At 58.4% G+C, this 22,979-nt stretch carries 20 protein-coding genes; 17 read left to right on the forward strand and 3 right to left on the reverse strand.

Features of this window, described 5'->3' with window-relative positions; all coding sequences use genetic code 11:
* Positions 1-34 precede the first annotated feature (34 nt).
* The 16 genes from aspS to QP891_RS01475 all read left to right on the forward strand — a co-directional run bounded on the left by aspS (position 35) and on the right by QP891_RS01475 (position 17,514).
* On the forward strand, positions 35-1,861 hold the full coding sequence (aspS, locus tag QP891_RS01400; protein WP_284769723.1) for an aspartate--tRNA ligase: 1,827 nt from the start codon (positions 35-37) through the stop codon (positions 1,859-1,861).
* Between the two features lie 129 nt (positions 1,862-1,990).
* Positions 1,991-3,205 carry a phosphotransferase family protein gene (locus QP891_RS01405; protein WP_284769724.1) on the forward strand — a complete coding sequence of 405 codons (1,215 nt, stop codon included), beginning with the start codon at positions 1,991-1,993 and terminating at the stop codon, positions 3,203-3,205.
* A 31-nt stretch (positions 3,206-3,236) separates the two neighbouring features.
* Entirely contained in the window at positions 3,237-4,622 is a 1,386-nt protein-coding gene (locus QP891_RS01410) for a replication-associated recombination protein A (protein WP_284769725.1), read from the forward strand.
* Positions 4,623-4,749: 127 nt separating this feature from the next.
* A complete protein-coding gene (gene alaS / locus QP891_RS01415; RefSeq protein WP_284805814.1) occupies positions 4,750-7,434 on the forward strand; it encodes an alanine--tRNA ligase in 2,685 nt (894 codons plus the stop codon).
* A gap of 9 nt (positions 7,435-7,443) precedes the next feature.
* Positions 7,444-7,995 (forward strand): Holliday junction resolvase RuvX, encoded by a 552-nt coding sequence (gene ruvX / locus QP891_RS01420; protein ID WP_284769727.1) that lies wholly within the window; start codon positions 7,444-7,446, stop codon positions 7,993-7,995.
* A gap of 37 nt (positions 7,996-8,032) precedes the next feature.
* Positions 8,033-9,226: an endolytic transglycosylase MltG gene (mltG, locus tag QP891_RS01425; protein ID WP_284769807.1), complete on the forward strand. Its 1,194-nt coding sequence runs from the start codon at positions 8,033-8,035 to the stop codon at positions 9,224-9,226.
* Positions 9,227-9,262: 36 nt separating this feature from the next.
* Entirely contained in the window at positions 9,263-10,081 is an 819-nt protein-coding gene (locus QP891_RS01430; protein ID WP_284769728.1) for a shikimate dehydrogenase, read from the forward strand.
* 71 nt (positions 10,082-10,152) lie between these two features.
* Entirely contained in the window at positions 10,153-10,593 is a 441-nt protein-coding gene (locus QP891_RS01435) for a prepilin peptidase (RefSeq protein ID WP_284769729.1), read from the forward strand.
* Between the two features lie 21 nt (positions 10,594-10,614).
* Entirely contained in the window at positions 10,615-11,826 is a 1,212-nt protein-coding gene (gene aroC / locus QP891_RS01440; protein ID WP_284769730.1) for a chorismate synthase, read from the forward strand.
* On the forward strand, positions 11,827-12,366 hold the full coding sequence (locus tag QP891_RS01445) for a shikimate kinase (RefSeq protein WP_284769731.1): 540 nt from the start codon (positions 11,827-11,829) through the stop codon (positions 12,364-12,366).
* Between the two features lie 62 nt (positions 12,367-12,428).
* Positions 12,429-13,499 (forward strand): 3-dehydroquinate synthase, encoded by a 1,071-nt coding sequence (gene aroB, locus QP891_RS01450; RefSeq protein ID WP_284769732.1) that lies wholly within the window; start codon positions 12,429-12,431, stop codon positions 13,497-13,499.
* Positions 13,500-13,501: 2 nt separating this feature from the next.
* Entirely contained in the window at positions 13,502-13,930 is a 429-nt protein-coding gene (aroQ, locus tag QP891_RS01455) for a type II 3-dehydroquinate dehydratase (RefSeq protein ID WP_284769733.1), read from the forward strand.
* A 135-nt stretch (positions 13,931-14,065) separates the two neighbouring features.
* A complete protein-coding gene (locus QP891_RS01460) occupies positions 14,066-15,172 on the forward strand; it encodes a M24 family metallopeptidase (RefSeq protein WP_284769734.1) in 1,107 nt (368 codons plus the stop codon).
* A 139-nt stretch (positions 15,173-15,311) separates the two neighbouring features.
* Positions 15,312-15,875, forward strand: a complete 564-nt coding sequence (gene efp / locus QP891_RS01465; protein WP_005283196.1) for an elongation factor P — start codon at positions 15,312-15,314, stop codon at positions 15,873-15,875.
* A gap of 36 nt (positions 15,876-15,911) precedes the next feature.
* Positions 15,912-16,511, forward strand: coding sequence for a transcription antitermination factor NusB (nusB, locus tag QP891_RS01470; RefSeq protein ID WP_410757597.1), 600 nt, complete (start codon positions 15,912-15,914; stop codon positions 16,509-16,511).
* 148 nt (positions 16,512-16,659) lie between these two features.
* Positions 16,660-17,514, forward strand: a complete 855-nt coding sequence (locus QP891_RS01475; protein ID WP_284769736.1) for a PPK2 family polyphosphate kinase — start codon at positions 16,660-16,662, stop codon at positions 17,512-17,514.
* Positions 17,515-17,648: 134 nt separating this feature from the next.
* On the opposite strand, the gene QP891_RS01480 is transcribed toward QP891_RS01475, so the two are convergent.
* Genes QP891_RS01480 through QP891_RS01490 form a run of 3 tightly spaced genes read right to left on the reverse strand, consistent with a single transcriptional unit; the run spans position 17,649 to position 19,192 of the window.
* Complete coding sequence (locus tag QP891_RS01480; RefSeq protein WP_284769737.1) at positions 17,649-18,170, reverse strand: YbjN domain-containing protein; 522 nt, start codon at positions 18,168-18,170, stop codon at positions 17,649-17,651.
* Positions 18,163-18,654: a YbjN domain-containing protein gene (locus QP891_RS01485; RefSeq protein ID WP_005283185.1), complete on the reverse strand. Its 492-nt coding sequence runs from the start codon at positions 18,652-18,654 to the stop codon at positions 18,163-18,165. The genes QP891_RS01480 and QP891_RS01485 overlap by 8 nt, the downstream gene beginning before the upstream one ends.
* Before the next feature lie 58 nt (positions 18,655-18,712).
* Positions 18,713-19,192 (reverse strand): iron chelate uptake ABC transporter family permease subunit, encoded by a 480-nt coding sequence (locus QP891_RS01490; RefSeq protein ID WP_284769738.1) that lies wholly within the window; start codon positions 19,190-19,192, stop codon positions 18,713-18,715.
* Between the two features lie 263 nt (positions 19,193-19,455).
* On the opposite strand from QP891_RS01490, the gene QP891_RS01495 reads away from it, so the two are divergent.
* Complete coding sequence (locus QP891_RS01495; protein ID WP_284769739.1) at positions 19,456-22,788, forward strand: type ISP restriction/modification enzyme; 3,333 nt, start codon at positions 19,456-19,458, stop codon at positions 22,786-22,788.
* Positions 22,789-22,979 lie beyond the last annotated feature (191 nt).

The following is a 22,979-nucleotide window of genomic DNA, read 5'->3' on the forward strand; positions in this document are numbered from 1 at the left end:
CAAGTAACTCCATTTTAGAAGGGATTGAATTATAGTGCTGCGTACCCATTTGGCCGGTGAGCTCCGCAAAGAACTGGCAGAAGAGACCGTAACCCTAACCGGTTGGGTGTCTCGTCGCCGTGATCACGGTGGCGTCATCTTCATTGACCTGCGCGATCGTTCCGGTATTGCCCAGGTAGTCTTCCGTGAATCCGATGTCGCAGAGCGCGCCCACGACCTGCGTTCGGAATACTGCGTCAAGGTAACCGGCGTGGTGGAGCCGCGCCCAGAAGGCTCCGAAAACCCGAACCTGCCTTCCGGAGACATCGAGGTCAACGTGACCGACCTGGAGGTGCTCAATAAATCCGCAGCGCTGCCCTTCCAGGTAGATGATCCCTCCGCCTCTGGCGAGGTAGGCGAGGAAACCCGTCTGAAGTACCGCTACTTGGATCTGCGCCGCGAGCGCCAGGCAAAGGCATTGCGCTTGCGCTCTGCTGCCAACCGTGCGGCTCGTAACGTGCTGGATAAGCACGACTTCGCTGAAATCGAAACCCCTACCTTGACCCGCTCCACTCCAGAGGGTGCGCGCGACTTTTTGGTCCCTGCCCGCCTGAAGCCGGGTTCGTGGTACGCTCTACCGCAGTCGCCGCAGCTATTCAAGCAGCTGCTGATGGTGGCCGGCATGGAGCGCTACTACCAGATTGCACGGTGCTACCGCGATGAGGACTTCCGCGCAGACCGCCAGCCGGAATTTACCCAGCTGGACGTGGAGATGTCCTTCGTAGATCAAGACGATGTCATCGCGCTTGGTGAGGAGATCGTCAAAGAGCTGTGGAAACTCATCGGCTACGACATTCAGACCCCAATCCCGCGCATGACCTATGCCGATGCCATGAAGTACTACGGTTCCGATAAGCCGGACCTGCGCTTTGATATCAAGATCGTTGAGTGCACCGAGTTCTTCAAGGACACCACCTTCCGCGTCTTCCAGAACGAATACGTCGGTGCCGTAGTCATGGACGGCGGTGCTTCGCAGCCGCGCCGCCAGTTCGATGCATGGCAGGACTGGGCCAAGCAGCGCGGTGCCAAGGGCCTCGCCTACATCACCGTCGCAGAGGACGGCACTCTGGGTGGGCCAGTGGCCAAGAACATTACCGACGCTGAGCGCGAGGGCATCGCCGAGCACGTGGGCGCAAAGCCCGGTGACGCCATTTTCTTCGCCGCCGGCGACACCAAGTCTTCCCGCGCGCTGTTGGGCGCGGCCCGCGGCGAAATTGCCAAGAAACTCGACCTCATCAAGGAAGGCGACTGGGCCTTTACTTGGGTCGTTGACGCCCCGCTTTTCGAGCCTTCTGCCGATGCCACCGCTTCCGGCGACGTGGCCTTGGGCCACTCCAAGTGGACTGCGGTGCACCACGCCTTCACCTCGCCGAAGCCGGAGTGGATCGATTCCTTCGATGAGAACCCGGGCGAGGCCACAGCGTACGCCTACGACATCGTCTGCAACGGCAACGAGATCGGTGGCGGTTCCATCCGTATCCACCAAGAAGATGTGCAAAAGCGCGTCTTCGAGGTCATGGGCATTGGAGATGAGGAAGCACAAGAGAAGTTCGGCTTCTTGCTCGATGCCTTCTCCTACGGCGCACCGCCACACGGCGGCATCGCCTTTGGCTGGGACCGCATCGTATCCCTCTTGGGCGGCTTTGACTCCATCCGTGACGTCATTGCCTTCCCGAAGTCCGGTGGCGGCGTGGATCCGCTTACCGATGCCCCCGCACCCATCCCTGCCGCACAGCGCAAGGAAACCGGCGTGGACTTCACGCCGGAGAAGAAAAAGAACGGCGAAGAGGCAAAGGCCGCGAACAAGGGGCAGGAGAACTAGCCCCTCAGGCTCGCCATCACGACACCATTTTTAGGTCAAGCGGGGCGCGCGCCCTCGCCGCAGCAGAAACTTGTGCGGCAAGGGGTGTAGCCCCCGCGCTTTGTGGTGGAGGGCATACTGGATAGAACTATGGTTGATACACAGACAGTGCTTTCGGCCGATGAGGTTATCAGTGCCGCATCGGAAATGTTGTCGCGCCGCTTTGGTGGCACGCCAGAAATGTCGGATATTGAGGATTTAGGCGGATCCGGCAATGCCTTAGTGCTGCGCGCGAAAGTTGCTCCTAGCGCCTTTTTGCCGCATCGCTCTGTGGTTATCAAATACAATCCAGTAACCGGCTATGGCGTTGATGACGCAGCGATGCTGCGCGAGGTCGTGGCCTACCAATTTACCACCGCTTTAGCAGAAGACGTGCGCCCAGGGCCGGTGCTGCTCGCGCACGATTTAGACCGTCGCATCATCGTATTGACGGATTTGGGCGAGGCCGAAACGCTCGCGGACGTGCTTTTGGAATCTTCCGATGAGGATCGCATTCGGATCCTGCGTTCATTGGGCACAGCATTGGGGCATATTCACGTAGGAACCGCAGATCATGAGCAGGATTTTGAAACCTTGCTGAATCGCACCTTGCGGCATAACCCGGAATACGCCGATCACCAATCCGTGCGCGATCAGTCCTTGTATCGTTCCATTGGTATCGGGCTGAACCTGCTTGATGAGGCAGGGCTCAAGGCCCCAGAGAGTTTTCGCAGCTTGGCCGATCAAGCCGCCGAATCCCTCGCCTCCGGCAAGGATAGGGCCTTTACTCCCTTCGATCTCTCGCCGGATAACATCATCGTTTCTAAGCGCCTGCACTTCTTGGACTATGAATGGGCGGGGTTTAGGAACGTGGGCTTTGACGTCGCGTGCGTTATCGCGGGCTTCCCACAGTTCCTATTTTCTAAACCAATCACGGATAAGGAAGCAGATACATTCCTCGCCGCATGGTCGCGCGAAGTATCTGAGGTATGGCCGCGCTTTGCCGATGAAGAAGAGCTACACGGCCTTATCGTCGCCTCCCTCATTGGTTGGGCCTTGTCTAGCGTGACTACCATGCACGCTGGGGGAATTGAGGGATTGGTTGCCCTTGCTAGCGGGGACGCAGAGATTGTACACGACCCGCAGCGCTCGATCTTGCGCCCGCCGGATAGCGGGCCATTTAACGAGGACGAGCTATTGGTGCGCCAAGACCTCTATGAAACCTTTGACGCGCTCGCGCGCTACGCCGCCCAGTGTGGAACCGCACCGTGTACGGCTATCGCGGAGTTTGGCAACCTTGTTGCCCGCCGCGTTCACGACGAATAACCACTACATCTTTCTGGGGAGCTAATACCACATGAGCCAGGATTCTCTCTTCGGCGCCTCTCCCAATGCGCGCGGCAGCATGGGAAGCGATGGCTCGGCATCGTCTTTTCCCACGGCCAATCTCTTTGCCACGCACTCCGGTTCGCCCTTGGCCGCGCGCATGCGTCCACAGACCCTAGAAGAAGTCGTGGGGCAAGACCACCTCCTTGCTTCCGGCAAGCCGCTGCGCCGGCTGGTCGAAGGATCCGGCGAGGCCTCGGTCATTTTGTATGGTCCGCCCGGGACCGGCAAGACAACGATTGCCTCGCTCATCGCGAGCCAGATGGGCCAAAACTTCGTTGGTCTCTCCGCCCTTGATTCAGGGGTGAAGCAGGTGCGCGAAGTCATTACCCATGCCCGGCAGGAACTCATCCACGGCCGCAGGACGGTGCTTTTTATTGATGAGGTGCACCGCTTCTCCAAAACCCAGCAGGACGCCTTGCTGGCAGCGGTGGAAAACCGGACGGTCCTGCTCGTTGCAGCGACGACCGAAAACCCATCCTTCTCGGTCGTCTCGCCGTTGCTGTCCCGCTCGCTCCTCCTGCAGCTGCACTCGCTGAGCGAGGAGGATCTCAAGGGCGTAGCGCGCCGCGCGCTAGACAGCGACCGGGGGCTAGGGGAGCGCGACTTGACCATTACTGATGAGGCCTTAAACCAGCTCGTCGTACTCTCTGGCGGTGACGCTCGGCGCAGCCTGACCTACCTCGAAGCGGCCGCGGAAGCAGTCGACGATGGCGGCGAGATCACTGCGGCCACGATTACGGATAACGTGAATCGGGCGGTGGTGCGTTATGACCGCGACGGCGACCAGCACTACGACGTGACTTCCGCGTTCATCAAGTCCATCCGCGGCTCCGATGTCGATGCCGCGCTGCACTATTTGGCGCGCATGGTGGAAGCCGGCGAGGATCCCCGGTTTATCGCCCGCCGCCTGATGGTTCACGCCTCAGAAGATATTGGCATGGCTGATCCCACGGCCTTGCAAGTCGCCGTTGCTGCCGCAGAGGCGGCGCAACTGATCGGCTTGCCGGAAGCGCGCATCCCACTGGCGCAGGCAACGATTCACTTGGCGACGGCGCCGAAATCGCCGTCCGTTATCGCTGCCATTACTAAGGCGCAGGCCGATGTCGCCGCAGGCAAGGTCGGCCACGTGCCGCCGCACCTGCGCGATGGGCACTATGAGGGCGCCAAGCGGCTGGGAAATGCGACGGGGTATTCCTATCCCCACGATGATCCGCGCGGGGTAGTGGAGCAGCAATACCTGCCCGATGAGCTCGAGGGCGCCGTATATTATGAGCCCACCGAACACGGCGCTGAGAAGCGAATCTTTGACTATATTGGCCGTTTGCGCAGGATACTTCGTGGCAAGCGCCGCTGAGTGCGAACCGGTTCGGCCGGTTTTGGCCCCACCGATGGGCACAGCCTGCCCACCAGTAGGTAAAGTTGGATGGGTTAGAAAGCTTCTTGATGGAAGATAAAAGCTTAGACAGTTAGGATTATTGCTCGTGAAGACTCATGAGATCCGGGAACGGTTTACCCAGCACTTCGTCAATTCTGGTCACGAGGTTGTCCCCAGCGCCTCTTTGATCCTGGATGACCCTAACCTGCTTTTCGTTAACGCGGGCATGGTGCCCTTCAAGCCTTATTTCTTGGGCCAGCAGACCCCACCATTTCCGCAAGGGCTTGCTACCTCCATCCAAAAGTGCGTGCGCACCTTGGATATTGAGGAAGTTGGCATTACCACCCGCCACAACACCTTCTTCCAAATGGCGGGTAACTTCTCCTTTGGTCAGTACTTCAAGGAAGGCGCCATTTCCAATGCATGGAACCTGTTGACCAAAGACGTAGCCGACGGCGGGTTTGGCCTTGACCCGGAGCGCCTGTGGGTCACCGTGTACCTCGATGACGATGAGGCAGCGGAAATCTGGCGCGATAAGATCGGCGTGCCAGAAGAGCGCATCCAGCGCCTTGGCATGGAAGATAACTACTGGTCCATGGGCGTGCCGGGTCCGTGTGGGCCCTGCTCGGAAATCTATTACGATCGCGGGCCCGAATACGGCAAGGACGGCGGCCCGATTGCGGACGATAACCGCTATATGGAGATCTGGAACCTCGTGTTCATGCAAAATGAGCGCGGCGAGGGAACCGGAAAGGGCGATTTTGAGATCGTCGGCGAACTGCCGAAGAAAAACATCGATACCGGCTTGGGCATCGAGCGCGTCGCTTGCCTGTTGCAGGGAGTAGACAACGTCTACGAAACCGACCTGCTCCGCCCGGTTATTGACGTTGCTGAGGAGCTTACCGGCGCCACCTACGGCGAGAAGGCAACGCAGCAGGATAATATCCGCTTCCGCGTGGTGGCTGACCACTCGCGCACCGGCATGATGCTCATCTTGGATGGCGTTACCCCAGGTAATGAGGGCAGGGGCTATATCTTGCGCCGCCTGTTGCGCCGCATCATTCGCTCCGCAAAGCTGCTCGGAGCCGAGGGCGCCACCATGGAGCGCTTCATGAATACGGTCATGGATACCATGACCCCGTCTTATCCTGAGATTGCGGATAACCGCGAGCGCATCCTCCGCGTGGCCATCAATGAGGAAAAGGCGTTTTTGAAGACGCTGGAATCTGGCACCAAGCTTTTCGATGAAGCCGTGGATGACCTGCGCTCTACCCACCGCGCGAAGACCCAAAAGGTGCTTTCCGGTGATAAGGCTTTTGAGCTGCACGATACCTATGGGTTCCCCATTGACCTCACCCTGGAAATGGCGCAGGAAGCCGGCCTTGACGTGGACATGGAAGGCTTTAATGCCGCCATGGGCGAGCAGCGCCGCCGCGCCAAGGCCGATAACCAGGCCAAGAAGCACGGCCACACCGACCTCTCCTTGTACCGCGACTGGGTGGATAATAATCCCACCGTATTCACCGGTTATGAGGAACTGGTCTCGGGGGCGAACGTCATCGGCCTGGTCAAAGATGGCCAGAAGGTCAACGAGGTGCACGAGGGCGATGAGGTTGAGGTTATTTTGGACCACTCGCCGCTCTACGCTGAGTCCGGCGGACAGATGGCTGACCGCGGCCGCATTTCTGCGGGCGAATCCCTTCTGGAGGTCAATGACGTCCAGAAGATTGGCAAGAAGCTGTGGGTACACAAGGCTTCCGTTACCGCCGGTGGGCTCGATCTTGGCATGTCTGTTGAGGCTTCCGTAGATGAGAAGTGGCGCCACGGTGCGACCCAGGCGCACTCGGCCACCCACCTCATTCACGCAGCCCTGCGGCAGGTGCTGGGACCCACTGCCGTGCAGGCAGGCTCCCTTAACCGTCCGGGCTACCTGCGCTTCGACTTCAACTACACCGAGCAGTTGAGCAAAGAGCAAATGGAAGAAATCGCCCTGATTACTAACCAGGCGATCGACTCCAATATGGCCGTCAACACCATCGAGACCTCACTGGAAGAGGCTAAGGCGATGGGTGCTATGGCCCTGTTCGGTGAAAACTACGGAAACCAGGTGCGCGTGGTGGAAATCGGCGGGCCATTTTCCATCGAGCTCTGCGGCGGCACCCACGTTGGTTCCTCGGCAGAGATCGGTCCCGTTTCCGTGCTCGGTGAGTCCTCGGTTGGCTCCGGTGCCCGCCGCATTGAGGCTTACTCCGGCATGGATGCCTTCCGGTACTACTCCAAGGAAACTGCGCTGGTAGAAGGCGTTTCTCGCGAGCTGAAGGTGCAGTCGGAGGAGCTCCCAGAGCGCATTTCGCAGCTTTCGGAGAGGCTCAAGGCCGCTGAGAAGGAAATCGAGGTCCTGCGCAAGGCGCAACTGACCGCGCGCGCCTCTGAATTCATCGACTCGGCTACCGAGGTCAATGGGATCAAGACCATTGCGCTGCAGCTTCCCGATGGCACCTCGGGCGGCGACCTGCGCACCGTGGCCACCGATATCCGCAACCGCATGAAGGATACGGCCGCTGTCATCGTGCTCGGTGCAGTGGATAAGGGTAAGTTCCCGTTCATTGCGGCCGCTACGGCCAAGGCGGTGGACGAGGGCGTGAAAGCTGGGGACATCGTCAAGCGCCTCGGCGAATACGTCAACGGTCGCGGCGGCGGCAAGCCGGACATGGCGCAGGGCTCCGGCACCGCGCCGGAAGGTGCGCAGCGGGGCTTCGAGGCCGTCAAGGATCTTTTGCAGTCGCGCTAAGGACTTATTGTGGCAAAAGTTGAACCAGATTCCCCGGGAGTAGGTGACCCAGGCGAGGGCCGCCGGTTAGCACTCGACGTAGGCACAGTGCGAATTGGCGTTGCGGTATCCAACCGGGAGGCCACCCTCGCTACCCCTGTGGAAACCGTTCCCAGGAAGACCGGTTTCAAAGACCGCGATCAAGAAGACATTGATCGAATTCTGGAGCTTATTGAGGCATATTCCGCGGTAGAAGTCATTGTTGGTTTGCCGCGTGATTTACAAGGAAATGGGTCAAAAAGTGTAAAACACGCGAAAGAAATTGCGTTTCGGATTCGACGCCGCTTGAATCAAGATGAAAATATAGATAAAGTTCCACCACCAGTACGCTTGGCTGATGAACGTTTGACGACGGTAGCGGCAACCACCGCGCTGCGCGCGTCCGGCGTGTCCGAAAAGAAGGGCAGAAAAATCATTGACCAAGCTGCAGCGGTGGAAATACTACAGTCCTGGCTGGATGGGCGTGCTAACGCGCTCCGCTCGGATGATGCAGTAGCCCAGCCTTCAAACTCAGGAGACTAAACACGTGAGCCGTAACCAACAACGCCTCGGGCGATCGATGGATGATAAGTACGTCAAGCGGCGCCAGCGCGGCATCGCCGTGGTGGTCGCATCCGTCATCGTCATTTTAGGAGCTCTGATCTACATCGGAGTACGCATCGGCACTTCTTCGGCCGACTACGAAGGGGCCGGTAACGGCACCACGCAATTGGTGGAGGTCCCCGAAGGGTCGTCTATGTCCGAGCTGGGCCCCACGCTCGTGGATAAGAATGTGGTCAAGACCCAAGAGGCATTCGACTCCGCGGCGTCGATGAACCACAGCGCCAGCCAGATTCAGCCTGGCTTCTACCGCCTGCAGGAAGAAATGAGCGCGGCGAATGCGGTAGAGGCATTGCTCGATGAAAACAACCGTGTGGACATGCTTGAGGTCCAAGGCGGTGCCACCCTGGAGGACGTGAAGGTCGTCGGCGGTGACGTGCGCTTTGGTATCTACTCTTTGATCTCCCAGGTCAGCTGCGATGACGGCAATTGCCTGGACAAGGAAGAACTGGAAAAGGCGGCGGCAGAAACTGATCCTAAGGAGCTCGGCGCACCCGAATGGGCACTTGACGCGATTAAAAAGCGCGGCAATGACCCGAAGCGTATTGAGGGCCTGATTGCCCCTGGTCAGTACGTCCTGGACCCGAATATGAGCGCCAAGGATATCTTGAAGGACCTCATTACCCGCTCTGCCAAGCGCTATGAGGAAACCGATATCGAAAATCGCGCCAAGGCCATCGGCCTGTCGCCGTACGAGCTTTTGACCTCTGCGTCCTTGGTTGAGCGTGAGGCGCCTGCCGGCGAATTCGACAAGGTCGCTCGCGTCATCCTGAACCGCCTTGACGAGCCCATGCGCCTAGAGTTCGACTCCACCGTGAACTACGGGCTGGAAGACGTTGAGCTTGCCACCACCGATGAGGCTCGTGCGGAAAAGACGCCGTGGAATACCTACGCCAAGGAAGGCCTGCCGGATACGCCGATTTCCTCGCCTTCTGATGAGGCAATCCGCGCCATGGAAGAACCGGCCGATGGTAGCTGGAAGTTCTTCGTCACCGTGGATAAGGACGGCACCACCGTGTTCTCTGATACCTACGATGAGCACCTGGACCGCGTGGATGATGCCATCCGCTCCGGCGTCCTCGACTCGCAGCGCGAGGGCGAAGGAGCAGGTGCCGGCAACGGCGATGCCGCCTCGGAGCAACCGGCTGAATAGGCCGTAGGCCGCAGTCAGAAAGGTAGAGACGAACCCATGCCGCGCGCCGCAGTACTCGGTAGTCCCATAGCTCACTCCTTATCGCCTATACTGCACAACGCAGGGTATGGCGCAGTCGGGCTTAAGGATTGGTCCTATACCCGCTTTGAGGTTACGGACGATACCCTCGCCCCATTTTTGGAAGATTGTGGTCCCGAGTACCGCGGCTTTTCCGTGACCATGCCCGGTAAGTTCGCCGCGCTCGAGGTTGCGGAAGAACAAAGCGAGCGTGCACAGCTCATCGGTTCTGCTAATACCTTGGTTCGCACCCAGCACGGTTGGCGCGCGGACAACACAGATACTGAGGGCGTGCGCGGCGCGCTGCAAGAACTCATCGGGCTCCGGCCCGTGTCTCAGGCCCTTATCATTGGCGCGGGTGGAACCTCCCGTCCGGCGCTGTGGGCTTTAGCAGAACGCGGAATCGACCAGGTAACCATCTTGAACCGCTCGAACCGCCAAGCAGAGCTCCAGCCTTTGGCGGACCGGCTGGGACTCAATCTGCAGTACGCTACTTTTGACGATGATCTCGAGGATCTTTCCCGGTCAGCGGATTTGATTATTTCCACCGTGCCTTCGGCCGCCTTAGAGGACTATCGCTTCCGGCTTGCGCATGCGCCCGTACTCGATGTGATTTATCATCCGTGGCCCACGACGCTCGCCGCCTGCGCCGCTGCGAATGGCTATTTCACCGTGGGTGGGCACGTCATGCTGGCACATCAAGCATTTAGTCAATTCGAGCAATTCACCGGTCTTACCGCACCACGCGAAGAGATGGTTGCGGCACTGCAGGAAGAGCTTCGCCTTCGCAATCTCTAATCATTCTGGGAATACGCCCATGTGCGCCGCCGTGCCATGAAGAGTGGCAGGGCGGCGCTTAGCCTTATGTCATGGGGATTTTCGGGGGAATAGTTTATGGCCTGTGGGCGTCTGTGTTGTCCTGGTGGGATATCCGCGAGCGGCGTTTGCCGGATGTGCTGACCATCCCGGCTGGGCTTTTATCTGTCACTTTTTTCAATTGGGGCGGTTTATTGTGGCCAGTACTGTACCTCCTAGTGGCTCTGCGGGGTGCTGGCATCGGCGGGGGAGATATTAAATTGGCCTTGCCGTTGGGCATGCTCGTTGGTGCCACAGCAGGACCATTGGCCGTCCTCATGGCCTGTGGTGGCGCCGCCGTACTCACATTGCTGGCAAGCGGTATCGCGCGCGTCAAGGGCGGCGTGCCTCACGGTCCCTCGATGGTGGTATCCGCTGGGCTGGTTATGGTGGTTTATCCCCTCTTTGAGGGGGAGGCGAATATATTGGGGTGCCTAGTTGCTCCTTGTGGATAGGGGCCGTGCGATAATACCCGCATGCTTCGTTGGACTACCGCTGGTGAATCCCACGGCCAGGCACTGATCTCCATGCTGGAGCACATGCCGGCCGGAGTGCCCATTACCCGTGCTGATATTTCCTATCAGCTTGCACGGCGCCGCCTAGGATATGGCCGCGGCGCGCGCATGAAGTTTGAAGCCGATGAGGTAACGCTGCTCGGCGGCGTCCGCCATGGGCTGACGATTGGTAGCCCCATTGCCATCATGATCGGCAATACTGAATGGCCGAAGTGGACCACCGTCATGTCTGCAGATCCCATCGATATGGAGGATGAGGACGTAGCGAAGGCGATGAATTCGGGCCGGGGTGCGCCCTTGCAGCGCCCGCGCCCAGGCCACGCTGATTTCGCGGGCATGGTGAAATATAACCACAGCGAGGCCCGCCCCATCTTGGAGCGCTCTTCTGCCCGGGAAACCGCCGCACGTGTTGCAGCCGCAACGGTAGCGCGGAACTTCCTGCGGGAAACGTTGGGCGTTGAGGTCTTCTCCCACGTGATTTCTATCGGCGCATCGCAGCCCTATACCGGCGCTTCCCCGAGCTTTGCGGATATCGAGGATATTGATAATTCTCCGGTGCGCGCCTTTGACAAAGACGCCGAATCGGCGATCATTTCAGAGATTGAAACCGCAAAGAAGCAGGGTGATACCTTAGGCGGAATCGTAGAGGTGATCGTCGATGGCCTACCGATTGGCCTCGGCTCACATATCTCCGGCGATGACCGCTTGGATGCGCAGCTTGCCGGAGCCTTGATGGGTATTCAGGCCATCAAGGGCGTAGAAATCGGCGATGGCTTCGAAGAAGCGCGTCGACGCGGCTCCGAAGCCCACGATGAGATGGTCCGCACCGAAGATGGTGTCACAAGGCTCAGCAACCGGGCCGGGGGCTTGGAAGGCGGCATGACCAACGGGCAGCAATTGCGTGTCCGGGCCGCCATGAAACCGATTTCCACGGTGCCGCGCGCCTTGCACACGATTGACATGGAAACAGGTGCGGATGCCACGGCAATTCACCAGCGTTCAGATGTCTGCGCAGTGCCGGCAGCAGGAGTGGTGGCTGAAGCCATGGTCTCACTCGTGCTAGCGCGCGCAGTTTTAGATAAATTTGGCGGGGATAGCTTGAGCGAAACCTCCCGCGCCGTTGCTGCATATGAAGAATACGTATCGCAGCGTCTCGCCTTTAACCAGGAGTAAATGATGACAACGCCAACCGATGTAACGGGACAGCCACATCCTTGCGTCGTTTTGATTGGCCCGCCAGGTGCGGGAAAATCCACGATTGGCCGCCGGCTTTCGCATGCGCTGAATTGCGATCTGGTGGACTCGGATCACCTGATTGAAATGGCCGAGGGAAAACCCTGCGGCGAGGTCTTTAGTGAGAGAGGCGAACCAGCGTTTCGCGAGCTTGAGGCCGAACATGTCGCTGCGGCCTTGCAGAAGGGTGGAGTAGTAAGCCTTGGTGGGGGCGCGGTGATGACGGCCTCCACGCGTGAGCTTTTGGAGCGCCACACCGTCGTATTCCTCGATATTTCCGCAGAAGAAGGCGCGCGCCGCACGGCCGGCGATCGCAATCGTCCGGTGCTAGCAGCGGATAATCCAGTTGAACATTATCGCTCTATCGTGGAAACGCGCAGGCCCTTCTACTTGGAGGTAGCCGATTTCCGCGTGCGCACGGATACTCGCTCCCCGCAGCAGGTCGTGGGCGATATCCTGGGCTTTTTAGAAACCCTCTAGGGGGGTAGTTACACCCACTCGCGCAATCCTGCAGGCTATCGCTCCGTAGAAAGGACACCATCATGCCCACCATCGCCGTTAACGGGCCGAGCCCTTATGAGGTCCGCATAGGAGCTGGACTCAGTGAAGATATCGCACGGCGCTGCGCGGACACAGGCGCTGATAAGGCAGCAATCATCTTTCAGCCGGCCCTGCGCACCGCAGCAGAAGAGCTCGCAGCATCCGTTGAAGCACACGGCGTCATCCCAGTCTTGTGCGAGGTGCCGGATGCTGAGGCGGCCAAGCAACTTAGCGTGGTGGGAGGCGTATGGGACCGCCTTGGTGAGGCCGGCTTTAGCCGCAGCGATGTCGTCATTGGTTTAGGCGGCGGGGCAACCACGGACATGGCAGGTTTTGTCGCTGCCGGGTGGATGCGCGGAATCAAAGTGATTCAGGTCCCTACGACCCTTCTCGCCATGGTTGATGCCGCAGTGGGCGGGAAAACTGGAATTAATACGAAGGCCGGGAAGAATCTCGTCGGCGCCTTTCACGAGCCGGACTCTGTATTCGTCGATCTGGAGCGCCTAGAGACCCTCCCACAGGCGGAGATCGTGGCTGGTTCTGCTGAGATCATTAAGACTGGGTTCATTCATGATCCGGTCATTGTGCAGCACTACGTGGAAAATCCAGGTGCTTGCCTTGACCCACGCGGTGTTCTGCCTGAATTGATCGAGCGATCTATCTCGGTAAAGGCTGCGGTGGTGGGAGAAGATCTCAAGGAAGCCGGGTTGCGCGAGACCCTCAATTATGGGCATACCTTTGGCCACGCCGTGGAAAGGCAGGAAAAGTATGTGTGGCGCCACGGCAACGCGGTAGCCGTAGGAATGATGTTCATTGCCCATCTTTCCCACCACCGGGGCCTCATAGATGCAGAACTGGTGGATATGCACCGCAGTATCTTGAGCAATATCGGGCTGCCTACGACGTATGAACCGGGCAAATTCGCGGAATTATATGAGGCAATGACCCACGATAAGAAAAACCGCGATGGGAAGATACGTTTCGTGGCGCTCACCGGTATCGGCGCGACGACGCGGATAGAGGGTCCGACGCGCGAAGAGCTAGAAGCGGCATATACCGCCATCACGGAGTAGATATGAAAATCGTTGTTCTCAATGGCCCGAACCTAAATAGGTTGGGCAAGCGCCAACCGGACGTATACGGTTCCACGACGCTAAGCGATGTTGAAAAGCTCGTGTCCGAGCATGCGGCGAAGCACGGGGCAGACATCGAGTTTTTCCAGTCTAATTTTGAAGGCGAGCTCATCGAGAAGGTCCATGCGGCCGCCGATGCCGGAAGTGCCGTCATCATTAACCCAGGTGGGCTGACGCATACCTCCGTCGCCTTGCGCGATGCCCTGGCGGAAATTGCCGATGGCGCAGGCTTCGTCGAGGTGCATATCTCCAACGTGCATGCCCGCGAAGAATTCCGCCATCATTCTTATTTGAGCCCCATTGCCCGCGGCGTCATCGCCGGCCTGGGGGTCTTTGGGTACTGCGCCGCGGTGGATTATTTGTGCCAATAATTGCCGGCCCGAATCGCGCCTTTTCGGGTGCAGGCGGTACGTAGGTACTGAACCTAGCCATCATCGCCGCGGAAATAGATATAGTGGAAGAATAAATTTTTACACTTCAATACGATTCCCGCAAAGGATGATTCTATGGCACTTGCAGATACCCGGTTCAGCGATCGCCGCCGGAAGTTAGCCGCCGAATTAGCTGGTCAGCGCATTGATGCGGTATTGGTAACCCACTTAATCCACGTCCGCTACTTGTCCGGGTTCTCCGGTTCCAACGGTGGGCTTTTGCTGCGCAAGGATCTCTCCGCGCTCATGGCTACCGATGGCCGCTATACCACCCAGATTGCCCAGGAAGTTCCGGATCTAGAAGCTGTAGAGGGCCGTGCTGTAGGCAAGGTGCTCTTGCAGCAGTTCGATGATGCTCAGTCGCCGGTTCGCGTCGGTTTTGAGGCTGACTACATGTCTGTATCGGAATTGGAAGAGCTGAAGGATTCTGCACCGGATGGGGTCACCTTGGTACCCATTTCTGGAATCATCGAAGATATCCGCATCACGAAGGATCCCGTAGAGCTGGAAAAGCTGGAGGAGATCGCGGCGCTTGCTAATCAGGCGTTGGAAGACCTCATTTCCGCCGGCGAGCTGCGGGCGGGCCGCACGGAGCGCGAAGTTGCTGCTGACCTAGAATTTCGCATGCGCATCCTGGGATCGGAGCGGGTGAGCTTCGATACCATCGTGGCCTCTGGTCCGAACTCTGCGATGCCGCACCACGGCGCGGACGATCGCGTGATTGAAGATGGAGACTTGGTCACCATCGATTTCGGCGCTCACCTGCGCGGATTTAACTCTGACTGCACCCGCACCTACGTCGTGGGTACGGCAAATGACTTTGCCAAGGAGATCTACGATGTGGTGCTGCGCGCCCAGCAGGCCGGTGTCGAGGCTGCGGTTGCGGGCACGTCGCTTTCCGATGTCGACGCCGCCTGCCGCACCATCATCGCCGATGCCGGATACGGCGACTACTTCGTGCACTCCACTGGGCACGGCGTGGGTTTGGACGTGCACGAGGCCCCCTTTGCCGCCACGACCCGTAAGGGAGAACTGGCCCCGGGAATGACCCTTACCATCGAGCCGGGCGTGTATGTGCCGGGCAAGGGTGGCGTACGCATCGAAGATACGCTCATCATCACCAATGGAGCCCCAAAGATCATTACCGCCGCTTCCAAGGACTTTACGGAGCTGCCGGCATAGGTAGGCTTGGTCCCGTAACTCCTCCCTCCTAGGGGCGGAGATTTTAGGGGGTACCGGTGGCTCAGCGGGTGCAGGCTATCCGGTAGGCTTATACTTTGCTTTCAACCTTTCAACCACAATATTCGGGAGTTTAACCGCAATGGCTGATACTACTGATTTCAAGAACGGACTCGTTCTCAAGATTGACAACAAGCTGATGCAGATCACCGAGTTTCAGCATGTGAAGCCGGGCAAGGGCCCAGCGTTCGTGCGCACCAAGCTCAAGGACGTTGTCTCCGGAAAGACCGTGGACAAGACCTGGAACTCGGGCGTCAAGGTAGAAACCGCTACGGTGGACCGTCGCGATATGACCTACCTGTACAACGACGGCACCAGCTATGTCGTCATGGATGAAAAGACCTTCGAGCAGTTCGAGCTTTCGCCGGAGAAGTTTGGCGATGCCGCCCGTTTCCTGCTGGAAAACATGCGCGTGCAGGTCTCCTTCTACGAGGATGAGGCATTGTTCGCAGAGCTTCCTATCTCCGTCGACCTCAAGGTAGAGCACACCGAACCAGGTCTGCAGGGTGATCGTTCCTCAGGCGGCACCAAGCCCGCGACGCTGGAGACCGGCGCCGAGATCCAGGTTCCGCTGTTCATTGAAATCGGCAATGTACTAAAGATCGATACCCGCACTGGCGAGTACCTGTCCCGCGTCAATAACTAGGGCTTTATCTTGTCTGATAACACTGCTAAGCGGGATATCAATCATAAACGCCATACCGCGCGCTACCGCGCACGCCGGCGCGCAACGGATATCCTCTATGAAGCGGAGAACCGGGACGTTGATCCCGTGGCTATCGTTGAGGATCGCGTTGCCTTGGCGCGCGAAGATCGCCACGCGGTAGCGCCGATTGCGGACTACACCAAGGTCATCGTCCAAGGTGTCGCAGAAGAGCTAGACGCTATCGATGACACGATCTCGCGGTATCTTTCCCAGAACTGGGAGCTGCACCGGATCCCCGCCGTCGACCGCGCTATCCTGCGCCTATCGGTCTGGGAGCTGCTATTTAATCCGCACGTTCCCACCGCGACGGCTGTCGTCGAAGGCGTGGAGCTAGCCTCGCAGTATTCCCACGATCAAGCCGCACCGTATATCCACGCGGTCCTGGATGACGTCGCGCAATCTCGTTCTGAGTTAAGCCCGATGAATAACGTCGGTCAAGAGGAAGAAAGCGACGACGCGGAAGCCGAGGATTCCCGGGAGGACTCTGAGCCTTCGGCGCATGCAGAGGTGCCAGAGGAGTCAGCGACGCCAGAAGAGTCGTCCCCGAGCGCCGAAACGGACGAGGACAACTCCTAATCCAGTCCTAGTTCCTCGGCTTCCTAAGTAAAAGGTAAACAACAGCCGGGGAATTGCTTCTGCCTTCCCACCGCGGGGAGCCGCGGGAGCCAGCCCCGGTTCGCCCGCTCCACCCGCTCCACACCCTGGCGTTTGTACACTGTGTGTCATGGGTAAATTTAAGATCAAAGATGCGCTAGACCTGCGCGCCGGTAAAACCTTTCGGCTTGCGGATGTCGATCCCACGGCGACTCCAGGATTCGATGGCTCAAAGTCTGACTTAGAGGACCGCTTCGAACGCTATGACGATGAGCTCTATGATTTGCAGGAGCGCCTTTTTGCCAATGGCAGGGCACACAGCGATGACGCACCTTCGCTCTTAGTGGTCCTGCAAGGAATGGATACCTCCGGCAAGGGCGGGGCGATTCGTCACGTCTTTTCCGTCTTCGATCCGCAGGGTACCAAGACCGTGGGTTTTGGTAAGCCCACGGAAGAGGAAATGGAACACGATTTCCTGTGGCGCATCCGCAAACACGATCCGGTTCCCGGCCAGGTAGTGGCCTTTGACCGTTCCCACTACGAGGACGTCTTGATCCAACGCGTGCACGAGTGGGTAGATGAGGAAGAAATCGACCGCCGCTTTGAGGCGATTCGTGAGTATGAGCAAGAGCTCGCCGGAAAGCGGGTAAAGATATTGAAGGTCTTTTTGCACATCTCACCGGAGTTCCAAAAGGAAAACCTCATCGAGCGAACCGAGCGTGAGGATAAGTACTGGAAGTACGATCCTTCAGACCTTGAAGAGCGCGGCTATTGGGATAAATACATGGCCGCCTATGAGGATGCCATTCGCCGGACGGATGAGCTTTGGGCACCGTGGTTTGTGATCCCCACGGATAATAAGAAGTACGCGCGCATGGCCTTGAAGTATCTCATCGTCGATGCGCTGCGGCACTTGAATCTGTCGTGGCCTGCGCCCGAATTCGATCCGGAGGCAGAAAAGCAGCGCATTCTCGATGTGGACTAGTGTCTATCCGCGGCGCTGAGAACCCAAGAAAAATAAGGCGCCTAAAAATCCCCGCACCGTCGCGGCGCCGCAGCACGCGAATGCATGAGGCGGGCGAACTAAGTACGGGGAGACAGGGCCTAGGAAAAGGCAGCTTAATCGTTTCCAGACGGCGTGGAGTTTTCCTCGCCGCCGTTTCCGGCCTTCGCAGCGGTTTCAGATCCGAGCTTGGCCATTTCCTCGGCGGCAGAAACCATGGCGTCCTGGCCGTTGATAACGGCATCGACGGCCTTCTTCAAAGCGGTGGTGAGCTGTTCATCGGTCATTCCGGCCGCGGCGGGAATATCGCGCTCGGTGCGGACGACGAGCATATCGTCGTGCTCAGAAATGACTGCTCGCGCGCCGAATGCTACAGAGTTGATCTGGTTGGCGGCGAGGAAGAGCCCGGCATCGGCCTTGGAAAATGAGGCATCAGTTGGCACGTCGCAACGCACAATGACAACGGAATCCAGGACCGCAAACATGGTAGGCAGGCCATTGAGGTTGGCGGTGGCGGCATCAATTTCGCCTTCTACCTTGGTCAGCTCAATATCAAAGGTGCCCATGGCGGCAATGACGCGGTCCAGATCGACCTCGGGCAGATTGTTTTCGGTAGATGCGGTGGATGCATTAGTCATGGTTATGCTCCTCCCAGGTGACAAGCTGTGGGTAGTGCTCTTCAACGAAAGCCATGGACTGCAGCATGGAGTCCAAGGTGGACATTACAAAGGCACCGATCTGGTTGCGGGACAGGCCGTGGGAAATATTGATTTCGCGCACGCCGGAGACGGCCAGATTATTTTCGGACGATTCGAAAAAGCGCAGGGTAGGCGCGAAGTGTTGTTGGTTCCACTTATTGAGGACCATGAGCAGTTGCGGACCCTCAGAGGCTGGTGCATTACCGCGCCAGACGGAGTCTGCCACGAGGACATCGTCACGCACCTGTAGTGCAATGGCGATATTGGAAAAGCCGGTGCGCAGGATCTTTACCGTCTCGCCCTCGCCGACGGTCTGTTCTTCTACGCGGTACTCGAGCTTTTCGGAGTCAAAGATTTCACCGATGCGCTCGAGGGTGACGTCCTCAATGGGCGTATCGGGATACAGGGTTGGTTCTTCAGACACGTAAGTAGTCTCAATCCATTTACTAATCGGGGATAATGGTCAACCCTGCCTAGTTTACCTAACTACACCGGTGCTTTCTGGCAAGTGAGTATTGCGGCAGGTCTTGTTCACAGTCCGGCAAACGCACCGAAGTACGTGTCCACGATTTGCGGGCAACCCCAGTAACCACCAGGGCAGCAGCAGTCAGCGCACCTGCAAAAGCGCTTGATTGTAGGGCGTATTCTCCCAGCCCCACTCCTGCGCCAAACAGTAGAGCGCACGCGGCACCAACACTGGCGCCCGAGTTCACCCCAAGGACGTAGGGGTCGGCAAGAACGTTGCGCACCACCACCTGGAGGGCAACACCGGCCACCGCAAGACCCGCCCCGGCGACCACTCCGAGGACAACGCGCGGCAGCCGCACCTGCCACACAATGACGCGGGTGGGTTCAGCCACCCCATCAAGACCTGCTCCCCACAGATGATGCGCCAACACGTGCAACACCTGACCGGGCGGAATGGACACAGCCCCAACGGTCGTGGCAGCAGCAACTACCACAACAAGAGCGCAGGTGAGGGCAATAATCCATGTTGCTCCTGTGCGGTGACTGTGGCGCGAAACTGAACGAGTAGACTGTTTCCCAGCGTGGGGAGGGTGTCATGCTGTTTGTGCAGGAGGTTTGTCATGCAAAAATGTTACCTGCCGGGTGTGCACCCCCTGTCAGAAAAGTCCCGCCCCGAGTTCATGCCCCGTGCACAGTGACACCGTAGACTTATCCATCAGATACACAGCTACCCAATGCACTCCACCCAAGAGGAATTATGGCCCACCACACCATCGCCACAGCCTGCAACGACCTAGCCCGCGCCCTACTTACAGTTGAGCGTGAGCTTGCCACCGACCGGCGAACCAGCCCAGAAGACCAGCTGAAAGTCCCCATCTCCACTTTCTTAACGGCCGTGGGAAACGCCCGCTCCAATCAGGTCAACGTCTTTACCGAGCACCGCCAACTCTCCGGCGACAATGTGGAGGGCGTGCGCCTGGACATGGCCGTCAAAAACGGTCGCGGACAGCTCACCGGCCACCTGGAGCTGAAAAGCCCCAACAAATCCGCCAACCCATACCGGCAAAGCGGATGGTCGAAACACGACAAGAAACAGTGGAAACGCTTAGAAAACCACTCGAACCTGATCTACACCAACGGCTGGGAGTGGACACTACTTCGTTACGGGGCAGGACAACCCCTCGCCCACATCCAACTCATCCCCAACCCCGAGGGCGAACTGCCAGAAAACCAGGTGGAGGAACTATCCAACCTGCTGGATCAATTCCTTTCCTGGAAACCCACCTCACCCTCCAGCCCTAAAGGATTGGCCGACCAGCTGGCCCCACTTACCCGCCTGCTGCGCGATTCAGTAGTGGAGGTCATCACAGACAACACCCCAGACGCGCTCGACAACCTCTACACAAACTGGAGCAAAGACCTCATGCCGGGAGCTACCGTCGAAGGCTTCGCCGACAGCTTCGCCCAAACCTTTACCTACGCCCTCCTGCTGGCGCGCGTGGAATCCACCGTTCCTGCTGACACGTTTACCGCTTCCGTCATCACCCCAGACCTACGCCATAATGGCCACCGGCTTATCGGCTCTGTCCTGGAGGTAATGGCGCAGCAAAGTAACCGCATCCTGGTGGAGGGGCCGGTATCCCTCCTGGAATCTGTCATCGGCGCGGTGGACGTAGACAAGTTCACCTCTGATGCCGACCCGTGGCTGTACTTCTACGAAGACTTCCTCGCAGCCTACGACCCGAAAATGCGCGCTGATGCGGGCGTGTACTACACCCCAGTACAAATCGTGGAAATGCAGGTAAGGCTTCTCGACGAGATTCTTAAAACCCGCTTCGGCCGCCCCGACGGCCTAGGAGACGATGCCACCAGCGTCCTCGACAACGCTACCGGCACGGCCACCTACCCGCTGGCGGTAGCTCGCCACGTTTTGGGCCAAGCTGCATCACCCCAGGATGCGGCCCGCAGCCTCGCTCAACGTCTTTATGCGTTTGAACTGCTCATGGGGCCGTACGCGGTGGCTCACATGCGCCTTACACAGATGCTTGAGTCCACCGGAATTGAGCTGGGTAAAGACGGCGTTAATGTCTACCTCACCAATTCGCTGACCGACCCAGGCGACGTATCTGCCGACGGCAACCAAATAAGCCTCTGGGAGGTCATGGCAGACATTAACGAGGAAACCCGCAAGGCGGGACTGGTCAAAAACGACCAAACCCCCATCCGCGTCATCCTCGGCAACCCTCCCTACGACCGTGGCTCACGGAAGAAAGCTCTGGGAAGCGGCTCCACCGAACACCGCAACATTGTCCTGGAGGAGCACAATGGACGCCCAGCTCTCCTAGATGATTTCATTGCTCCATTAACCGAAAAAGAGCAGGGAAGGCAGGTGAAAAACCTCTACAACACCTACGTCTATTTCATCCGCTGGGCCATCTGGAAAATCTGTGAACAGCGCGAGAACGAAACGGGTGTAGTCAGCTACATCACCAGTTCCTCCTACCTGCGAGGCCCAGGGTTTGCAGGCTTGCGCGAATACATGCGCAAAGTCTTCGACGAAATCTGGATCGTAGACCTAGGAGGCGAGGGGCGCGGCGCTCGAAAAGAAGAAAACGTCTTTGCCATCCAAACCCCGGTCGCGGTCTTCTTCGGAATCCAGCACCCCAAAAACTCCAGGGGACAGACCAGGCACCACGAGACTCGTGTTAAGAGGCAAGCCACTGTCTATTACCAACGTGTTGGGGGAACCCGACAAGAAAAACTGGATGCAATGGCCGGTGTATGCCCACCAGAATCTGGAGGTGAGTGGGTAGAGCTGCCGGAAAAGGACTGGGGAGACAAGTTTGTACCCTCCACGGCAGCCGCATTATCTGACGGTGTTCCCCTCGACATGATTTTTCCTTGGAGCGTTTCTGGTGCACAGTACAAGCGTAAATGGCCTATTTCTCCCGACCCACAAGCATTAAACAAGCGCTGGGACAAGCTCTTTACTTCCGACTCTGTGGACGAGGAACTATTTTCCCCAGACCGAGATTGCACCCCACAGGTGAGAAAAAACGACGTGTTCACGGATGCGCCATTGCCAGTGCTTGCCGGTCAGGACGGGAGGGAAAGCATGGTAAAGCCTGTGCGTTATGGCTACCGTAGCTTCGACCGCCAGTGGTGCCTTCCCGACCACCGCGTAGGCACATATCTCCGGCAACTTTTGTGGAACAGCTGCTCAAACAGTCAGCTTTTCTTGGTGACTCTCACCTCAACCACTCTGGGAAACGGCCCCGCAGTAACGCTTAGTCCGTACGTTCCTGACATGGACTTTTTTAGAGGATCGTTTGGCGCGAAAAGCATGCATCCGCTCTACCGCACCGCAGGCACCACCCAGCCCAACATTTCCTCCGCACTGCTTGCAGCGCTTTCCGCCACGTACAACCGCGAGGTGGAGCCATTCGAGGTTGCGGCCTACGTGGTGGGCCTCCTGGGCACCGGGGCATACACCCAGCGGTTTGGTGAGGAATTGTCCGAAGCTGTCGCACACGTCCCTTTTACCGCCGACACCGCCCTGTTTGAGCAGGTCGTAGACTTTGGCCGCCACATCATTTTTGAGCAAACCTGGGGTGAGCGCGGAGGAAAACTCAACCAGTTTGGCCAACCCACCGGCACCCGCTTTAAGGGAACAGCCACCATCGCCATCCCCACGCCGGAGGGAACCTACCCCGAGAACTGGGACTATGACGAGGAAAACCACCAGCTCCAGGTGGGTACAGCACGCTTTGACCATGTTCCCCCGCAGGTCGCCAGCTTCGAGGTCTCCGGCATGAACGTGCTGTCTTCCTGGCTGGGCTACCGAATGAAAACCCCGGCAGGAAAATCCTCCTCACCACTGGATCAAATGCAGGCAGACAATTGGCACCTCGACGGCGAGCTGTTGGAACTGCTGTGGCAAATAGAGTTCATGGTCAACGCCGAAAAAGAGGGCAGACAGCTGCTCGAACAGGTTGTCTCCAGCAACCTAATCAGCGTTGCAGACCTGGGCCAGCCAACCCCACAGGAGCAGAAAGCCCCACCCAAAAAGCAGCGGGGAACCTTACTCTAAGCGGCCTACCCCTGTGGCTGGGCGGCCTGCTGCTTTTCCCGGTACTTTTGCTCCGCCAGGCTACGGAAATCCTGCGGGTTGGCCATCCACTCGGACAGGGGGCGCGCATGTCAGCGGCCGGAATCTGCGCCGACAGGTAGGTACCAAACTGGGATTCCAGAACAGGGTTAAGCTGCTCGACGTACTGGGCC

It is taken from the genome of Corynebacterium sp. MSK310 (genome assembly GCF_030227355.1).
Taxonomy (GTDB): Bacteria; Actinomycetota; Actinomycetes; order Mycobacteriales; family Mycobacteriaceae; genus Corynebacterium; species Corynebacterium rhinophilum.

Coding starts and splice junctions, on each gene's coding strand:
- QP891_RS01405 (WP_284769724.1), top strand. CDS start 1,991: ATGGTTGATACACAGACAGTGCTTTCGGCCGATGAGGTTATCAGTGCC.
- QP891_RS01410 (WP_284769725.1), top strand. CDS start 3,237: ATGAGCCAGGATTCTCTCTTCGGCGCCTCTCCCAATGCGCGCGGCAGC.
- mltG (WP_284769807.1), top strand. CDS start 8,033: ATGGATGATAAGTACGTCAAGCGGCGCCAGCGCGGCATCGCCGTGGTG.
- QP891_RS01430 (WP_284769728.1), top strand. CDS start 9,263: ATGCCGCGCGCCGCAGTACTCGGTAGTCCCATAGCTCACTCCTTATCG.
- QP891_RS01435 (WP_284769729.1), top strand. CDS start 10,153: ATGGGGATTTTCGGGGGAATAGTTTATGGCCTGTGGGCGTCTGTGTTG.
- aroC (WP_284769730.1), top strand. CDS start 10,615: ATGCTTCGTTGGACTACCGCTGGTGAATCCCACGGCCAGGCACTGATC.
- QP891_RS01445 (WP_284769731.1), top strand. CDS start 11,827: ATGATGACAACGCCAACCGATGTAACGGGACAGCCACATCCTTGCGTC.
- aroB (WP_284769732.1), top strand. CDS start 12,429: ATGCCCACCATCGCCGTTAACGGGCCGAGCCCTTATGAGGTCCGCATA.
- aroQ (WP_284769733.1), top strand. CDS start 13,502: ATGAAAATCGTTGTTCTCAATGGCCCGAACCTAAATAGGTTGGGCAAG.
- QP891_RS01460 (WP_284769734.1), top strand. CDS start 14,066: ATGGCACTTGCAGATACCCGGTTCAGCGATCGCCGCCGGAAGTTAGCC.
- efp (WP_005283196.1), top strand. CDS start 15,312: ATGGCTGATACTACTGATTTCAAGAACGGACTCGTTCTCAAGATTGAC.
- QP891_RS01475 (WP_284769736.1), top strand. CDS start 16,660: ATGGGTAAATTTAAGATCAAAGATGCGCTAGACCTGCGCGCCGGTAAA.
- QP891_RS01480 (WP_284769737.1), bottom strand. CDS start 18,170: ATGACTAATGCATCCACCGCATCTACCGAAAACAATCTGCCCGAGGTC.
- QP891_RS01495 (WP_284769739.1), top strand. CDS start 19,456: ATGGCCCACCACACCATCGCCACAGCCTGCAACGACCTAGCCCGCGCC.